7 protein-coding genes, 1 tRNA gene and 1 rRNA gene are annotated in these 6,056 nt (G+C 46.6%); all 9 read right to left on the bottom strand.

Going from position 1 to position 6,056, the window contains the following annotated elements; genetic code table 11:
• Positions 1-152 (bottom strand): 16S ribosomal RNA (locus BUB68_RS10495); the annotation flags it as partial.
• Between the two features lie 607 nt (positions 153-759).
• Positions 760-851: transfer RNA gene (locus BUB68_RS10485), tRNA-Ser, on the bottom strand.
• Positions 852-956: 105 nt separating this feature from the next.
• Positions 957-1,736, bottom strand: a complete 780-nt coding sequence (locus BUB68_RS10480; protein WP_073091053.1) for a histidinol-phosphatase HisJ family protein — start codon at positions 1,734-1,736, stop codon at positions 957-959.
• Positions 1,737-1,762: 26 nt separating this feature from the next.
• Positions 1,763-2,029 (bottom strand): TIGR03905 family TSCPD domain-containing protein, encoded by a 267-nt coding sequence (locus BUB68_RS10475; protein WP_371914860.1) that lies wholly within the window; start codon positions 2,027-2,029, stop codon positions 1,763-1,765.
• Positions 2,030-2,046: 17 nt separating this feature from the next.
• Positions 2,047-2,499 carry a hypothetical protein gene (locus BUB68_RS10470; protein WP_073091050.1) on the bottom strand — a complete coding sequence of 151 codons (453 nt, stop codon included), beginning with the start codon at positions 2,497-2,499 and terminating at the stop codon, positions 2,047-2,049.
• Positions 2,500-2,520: 21 nt separating this feature from the next.
• Positions 2,521-3,330 carry a hypothetical protein gene (locus BUB68_RS10465; protein WP_073091047.1) on the bottom strand — a complete coding sequence of 270 codons (810 nt, stop codon included), beginning with the start codon at positions 3,328-3,330 and terminating at the stop codon, positions 2,521-2,523.
• 80 nt (positions 3,331-3,410) lie between these two features.
• Entirely contained in the window at positions 3,411-4,049 is a 639-nt protein-coding gene (locus tag BUB68_RS10460) for a hypothetical protein (protein ID WP_073091045.1), read from the bottom strand.
• A gap of 227 nt (positions 4,050-4,276) precedes the next feature.
• Positions 4,277-5,128, bottom strand: a complete 852-nt coding sequence (locus tag BUB68_RS10455; protein WP_256625880.1) for a ChbG/HpnK family deacetylase — start codon at positions 5,126-5,128, stop codon at positions 4,277-4,279.
• Entirely contained in the window at positions 5,097-6,053 is a 957-nt protein-coding gene (locus tag BUB68_RS10450; protein WP_073091040.1) for a glycosyltransferase family 2 protein, read from the bottom strand. Before BUB68_RS10450 ends, BUB68_RS10455 begins: the two co-directional genes overlap by 32 nt.
• Positions 6,054-6,056 lie beyond the last annotated feature (3 nt).

The raw sequence follows: 6,056 nt of genomic DNA, 5'->3' as shown, positions 1-6,056 counted from the left end.
GTTGTCCCCATCTTTGCGGCAGGTTGTCTACGCGTTACTCACCCGTTTGCCACTCGGTTCTCAAAAGCAAGCTTTCAATCACCTCGTTCGACTTGCATGTGTTAAGCACGCCGCCAGCGTTCGTCCTGAGCCAGGATCAAACTCTCCATAAAATTTATGAAGAACTTAATCAAGCTCTCAATTATCTATTAAAGAAATTGCCGATTGCTATGTTGTTCATACCAATCGATGTTTTAAATAAGAAACTAGAAGTTTCTTCAAACATCTGGCTTAATCATGTTGCATGATTATTTTGCATTGTTTAGTTTTCAAAGAACAATCTTGTGAAGCGCTTCTTTCGAAGTGCCTGTCGCTTCAAGCGACTCATTTATCATACCGCATTTAGATTAGCTTGTCAAGAACTTTTTTGAAGTTTTTTCGAAGTTTTCGGAAGTTCTTCAGCGGCCTGCCAATCAAGGCTTGCTGGGCTGTTTCGTTTCCGTATCTGTCAGCGACTTGTATTATATTACACGAGTCTTGAGCATATGTCAACACCTTTTTTGAAAAAATCCTGAAAACGTGCAAAAACTTAAGGATGGGAATCAGACTTGCCTCGATCCAGCCGAAATGCTCGCTTTTATGCCTCCAGAGAAGCCCCCTGCCTGGCAGCGTTCCTTCGCAGCGTATTGTCCCCCAAAGCAAGGGCAATGTCCCTCCTCTTGAACAATATACAAGATACAAAAAAGGCATTACCAAAAGGTAATGCCTATCATTTCATAATGGCGGAGTGTGAGAGATTCGAACTCTCGATACAGCGTTCACCGTATACACGCTTTCCAGGCGTGCTCCTTCAACCACTCGGACAACACTCCAATGTGCTCTCAACAGAAAGCTATTCAATTCGTTGCTTGCGTTTGTCGCTCACAACGATAATTAGTTTAGCACCTTCATCGCTAACTGTCAAGCACTTTTTTAAATTATTTTTGCATTTTCACCATTTTTTTCTGTACAAAGGTTACAGGCTGCAGTTTCAAGGCTTCGGCAAAGTCACAGGCCAGACTCAGATATGCCCCTACCGCCGCTGCATCATGTGCATCAGATCCCAATGTGACAAAGCGCCCACCCAATTCCTGGTAACGCTGATATATCGGCTTCAGATACGCAACAGCTTCTTTATCCCCCAAACGCCGGGTATTCAATTCCAACACCGTATCTGTAGTAATAGCGTTTTTCAACACCTCATCGATTTCATCAGCAAATTCCCTATAACTGATATGGGAATTCTCATAGGGAGCGTAACGACAGATATAATCAATATGCCCCAGGACATCAGCAAAACTATGGGTCTTCAGATTCATCGCCATCTGCACAAAATAACGCTGATAAGCCTCCTGTTTGCCCTTCCCCGTATAATAATCCGGGTAATAGATATCAATATCATCCACTAAATGCTGGGAGCAGATAATCATATCAAAATCCACCTGACTGGCAAATTCTTCAGAAAAAGACCTGGTACATTCCCGCATGCCAATCTCCACACCCAGATGAAGCCTGTCTCCCCGCAAACGGCCATAAGCCTGCCAATAAGCCTGTGGATCAAACGTAAACGCTTTACCGTCCTTGGATACATAATCTGCATCCAGATGTTCTGTAAACACCAGACCAATTCCCAACTGCTCTGCCCTAGCCAGAGCCTCTTCTGCTTTCATCTCCGAATCGGCAGAAAACTCCGTATGAGTATGACTGTCAAATAGCATATGCGCACACTTTCTCCTTTGCTGAATCACATCATCTGCTGAGCCGCATAGGCTTCCTTTAACGCAATGGCCAGCTGGTCTGGACAGGATGTAGCACGTGGACCACAAGTATTGCCAGCGAACCGTTCAATCACATGATCGATATCCATGCCCACCACTAATTTCGAGATACCGGAAAGATTTCCAGCACAGCCTCCTTCAAACTTGACGGACTTGATGGTTTTTCCCTCCAGTTCCACAATGATTTTTTTGCTGCAGGTGCCCTGCGTCTTGTATTCGTATGTGCTCATCATGCTCTCCCAAATGATTGTTACTTCTTTTTGTTCTCTTTCTTATTGTCGTCCTTTTTTTCCTGTTTATTGATCTGCAACGGCTGCAGAGCGAAGTTCAAGATCTCGCCTTTTTCATTGAAGAAAAACACACAACGAACCAAAGGTTCCTTCTCAAACTTCATGAAATAAACCAGCTGGAACTGATCTAGGCAAGACCAGCCCGCCAGCCGTGCCCCCTGGTATTTGCCCAGGTTTTTACTGATATCCTTGCCAATCTCAGTTATTTTTTTATCCGTAATTTCCTTCTGTGCTTCACTGCTCATAAGTTTCAACGTATCTGCCGGCTTATTCTTCACCAGCATCGTATCTGTCCATGCCATAGCCTTGGCTTGCTGCACAGACATGATCTCGGCCTCAGGAGTTGCTGCCATGGTCACTGCCGACATTCCCAACATCACACCGAATAATACTGCTAAAATTTTTTTCCGCATTGCAATCACCTCATTCACAAATCAAAGGACTACATCCGTCACGATGCCATCCTTCGTATACACATAGATGCTTTTGCCGTTATGATTGAAAACGTATTGTTTCATCTCCTTACCGTCACCCTGCGTCACATTAACGCGTACAGGTTCTCCCATAGCGGCTGTTATAATATCTTCGCTATCACCAGGCTTAATTCCTCCATATTTTCCCTGCGTAAGATTCTGTGCATGCTTTTGTGCATTTTCCCGATCCAGCCTGCTTTCCTTTTCTGCTTCCTCATTCATGGAAATAATCAATCGCTGAAAAGGTACGATTTTTTCCGCCAGTTTTCCCTTATAACCAGCAGGCATGTCCTGGACGATGGACAACAACTTCCGGTCTGCTGCCACATCCTTGTTGGTCATATGCCCCCGATACGACGCAACCTGGTTCATAGCCTCTGCATAAGCGAGCAGCACATCTGCATCCGGACAAGCCCCTTCCAGATTTTCCACGACTTTCTTATCTTCAAAATCCCGCAGCAAACGTACAGCTTCTTCTATTTTCTCCCGATCCGGATGACTGAAATTAATATGTTCCAAAATTGCCACGGCCTGTTCATAACGCCGCGTCATATTCTCCTTCTGGTCACGATCATAATTCGATATCGTGTTGTTTTTCGCCGTGCTGTCCATTTCCTGATAGCCTTTCATTCCTCCGATAAGGCCTACCGCAATGGCCAGACAAAGCAACAGCGCTGTCATTCTGTAATTCCGATGCCGAAAATAACGCATCGCCAACAGCAATAACAATACCGGACATATCAACAACAGACAAAGCGCAAAGAATGACATCAAATTCCCCCTATGATTCTGTAAACTTTATTCCCATTATAACAAAGCCCTCCCCTAAGGGGAAGGCTTTTCCGTCATCCTTACACTTTAACCTCTCGGAATGATGTAATCGCGCCGCTGCTTATCCCCGCAATCAGTTCACGGATCACTTTGGGATCGGTATAATCCAGCGGCAGAAAACAATGATCGGCCTGATTATAATAAGTACGTACCTCATTTTCAATTCCCCGGATATCCGCTTCCAGATAAGCCTTACGCCGCTCATAAGCCTTGCCGGCCTGAACATAGGATACACTGGTTACCCCCAGCCATACCACAAAGAAAAACGTCCAGGGCACCGTCGGGAAAAATCCCGTCAGGATCAGATAGAAGAACAAGGTGAAGATTCCGCCGCCCACAGTGTAATTAGCCAGCTTCGGCTCCGCATACTGGGCACGCATCATCCACAGATCGCCAAGTGTTGCATACTTCCCGCGGATATGAGAAAAATACCCCTGCAGGCGATTCAGCTCTGCCAACAGTTGTTCTTTTTCCAGCGGTACATCATCCAATTGGTGCAAGGATACCAGTTGCGGCATAGATGCCAGGATTTCCCGTGCACCATCATCCCCTACAAAGTTGGTCATCAAATCGCTTTCGCCTGCCTCTGCCACCTCACCGCAAAAAGCACATATCTTCGCCTCCGGTTCTAAAATACACCCGCATTTCTTGCAAATCATTGTCCTTCCTCCTTTCCTGTCTCATATCCATCCTTTGGATATATATCGACAAATTTGACCAATGATTTAAGGTTATATTGGATAAAAAGTTTTTTGTAGCTATACACATTCGTTATAAAAGAAAAAATCCCTGCCACTGCAGAGATTTTCTTGCACATTTATTACACTTTTAATAAGTCTCTAAGTCTTTTAAGACTATTTTTGTCATCTTTTAGTTTTTTCTCCGATTATGTCAGATCAGCAAAACCAGCGAGTTGTATGCCCTTGGCCTTCAGGCTTTCCAGGACCACATCTGCACACACACCTCTGTATTCCCCTTCATAATCGTGCTGCCAGCCACATTCCCTGGCCAGCACACTATTGTCGAGGCCAGGGTGCAGCATGACCTCCACCGAGCCTTCCGGAAAATCTGCCAAAAGTGCCAACAAAAAAGGCTCTGTTACCGCACCACCGGCAACCTGTCCCACAAAATGTTCCGGACAGGAAAAACCGCATCGCTTCGCCTCGCGTCGGGCCTGAAAAGCCATAACCTCCAACCCGAATTTTCCGATCATATCCCCCAATCCGGGCCAGGGACGAAAAGGATTGCCATAAATGCCTCGGGAAATCCGTACACGCTTTATCCCACGTTCAGCCGCCAGTTTCAACACCAAAGGGAAAATCCCAGGTAGCATATGCAGATGCTGATGACTGTCCACATGGGTAGGCCGGATTCCTGCTGCCAATACCTTATCCAATTGTGCTGCCAGTTCCTGCGCAACATCCTGCCGGCTTATCCGCCCCTTCAGATACTGACGGATAAATGCACCATGATCCGGCCAGAAATGCCCCTCACGGTCAATCAGCGTAGGCACCTGCTCCGCTGGCAGCACAGGAACACCATCCACCAGGGTCAGATGCACCCCTACGCCCAACTTCGGCAGAGCCTTCGCCATCACCACTGCATCCGCAAAAGCAGGTGCCCCCGGCATGATGCTGGCAGAACGCAGTGCCCCGTTCTGCACAGCCTGCTGCACACTTTTATTGATCATTTCATGCCGGCCAAAATCATCCGCATTTAGTATGAGTTTCTTCATCATTATCACAATCCATATTATGCTTGACAAAATACAGTGGTCGATTCTTCACCTCAGTAAAAATCCGGCCCACATACTCACCGATAATTCCCATGATCACGAGCTGGATACCCCCGAACATGGACATCGCCACCATGATTGTGGTCCAGCCTGGCACTACCTGGTGCTGGGCATACTCCCACAGGGCATGACACAACAGCAGAAAACTCAGCAAGGCAAAAACCAACCCCATATAAAAAGCCCAGCGAAGGGGAATCACAGAGAAGCCTACCACGCCATCTGTCGCCAGCTTCAGCATCTTCCCCAGATTATACTTGGATTTCCCTGCAAATCTGGGTGGCGCTACAAACGGAACCTCCGCCCGCTTAAAACCTAAGGAACTGACCATGCCTCGCAGGAAACGATCGTGTTCCCGATACTGGCGCAACGCTTCTACAGCTTCTCTATCCAACAGACGAAAATCCGACCCGCCGGAATAAACCTCCACGGTAGACATCGCATTGATAAAGCGATAATAAAGACGTGATGTTTCCTTCTTCAGCCAGGATACCCCCTCCGTATCCTTCCGAATGGTTTGCACGACCTTACAGCCTTCTTCCCATTTTTCCAGCAAAACCGGTATAAGCGCCGGCGGATGCTGCATATCACCATCCATTGTGATCACCGCATCTCCCTGTGCACTGTCCAGCCCACAGGTCAGTGCAATCTGATGCCCGTAATTACGAGCCAGCATAATCAGCTTTACTTGTGGTTCCCAGCGCTGCAGATCGCGAATAATCTGCACACTATTGTCCCGAGAACCATCATCAATAAACAAAAGTTCCCACTTGTAGTGGGAATTTTCCATTACCTCTTTCACCGCTGCCGCAAAATGCAAAACATTTTCCGCTTCATTATATATTGGCACCACGATTGAGATAAACTTCATTCA

Origin of the sequence: Pseudoselenomonas ruminantium (assembly GCF_900142515.1) — a bacterium.
Lineage (GTDB): Bacteria > Bacillota > Negativicutes > Selenomonadales > Selenomonadaceae > Selenomonas_A > Selenomonas_A ruminantium_D.
Note: the sequence above shows the minus strand (reverse complement) of the source record. Positions and strands in the feature narration are given on the sequence as shown.

What these genes read in the sequence shown, in the direction of transcription:
- BUB68_RS10480 (WP_073091053.1), bottom strand. Translation starts at nt 1,736, where the DNA reads ATGCTATTTGACAGTCATACTCATACGGAGTTTTCTGCCGATTCGGAG.
- BUB68_RS10475 (WP_371914860.1), bottom strand. Translation starts at nt 2,029, where the DNA reads ATGATGAGCACATACGAATACAAGACGCAGGGCACCTGCAGCAAAAAA.
- BUB68_RS10470 (WP_073091050.1), bottom strand. Translation starts at nt 2,499, where the DNA reads ATGCGGAAAAAAATTTTAGCAGTATTATTCGGTGTGATGTTGGGAATG.
- BUB68_RS10465 (WP_073091047.1), bottom strand. Translation starts at nt 3,330, where the DNA reads ATGTCATTCTTTGCGCTTTGTCTGTTGTTGATATGTCCGGTATTGTTA.
- BUB68_RS10460 (WP_073091045.1), bottom strand. Translation starts at nt 4,049, where the DNA reads ATGATTTGCAAGAAATGCGGGTGTATTTTAGAACCGGAGGCGAAGATA.
- BUB68_RS10455 (WP_256625880.1), bottom strand. Translation starts at nt 5,128, where the DNA reads ATGATGAAGAAACTCATACTAAATGCGGATGATTTTGGCCGGCATGAA.
- BUB68_RS10450 (WP_073091040.1), bottom strand. Translation starts at nt 6,053, where the DNA reads ATGAAGTTTATCTCAATCGTGGTGCCAATATATAATGAAGCGGAAAAT.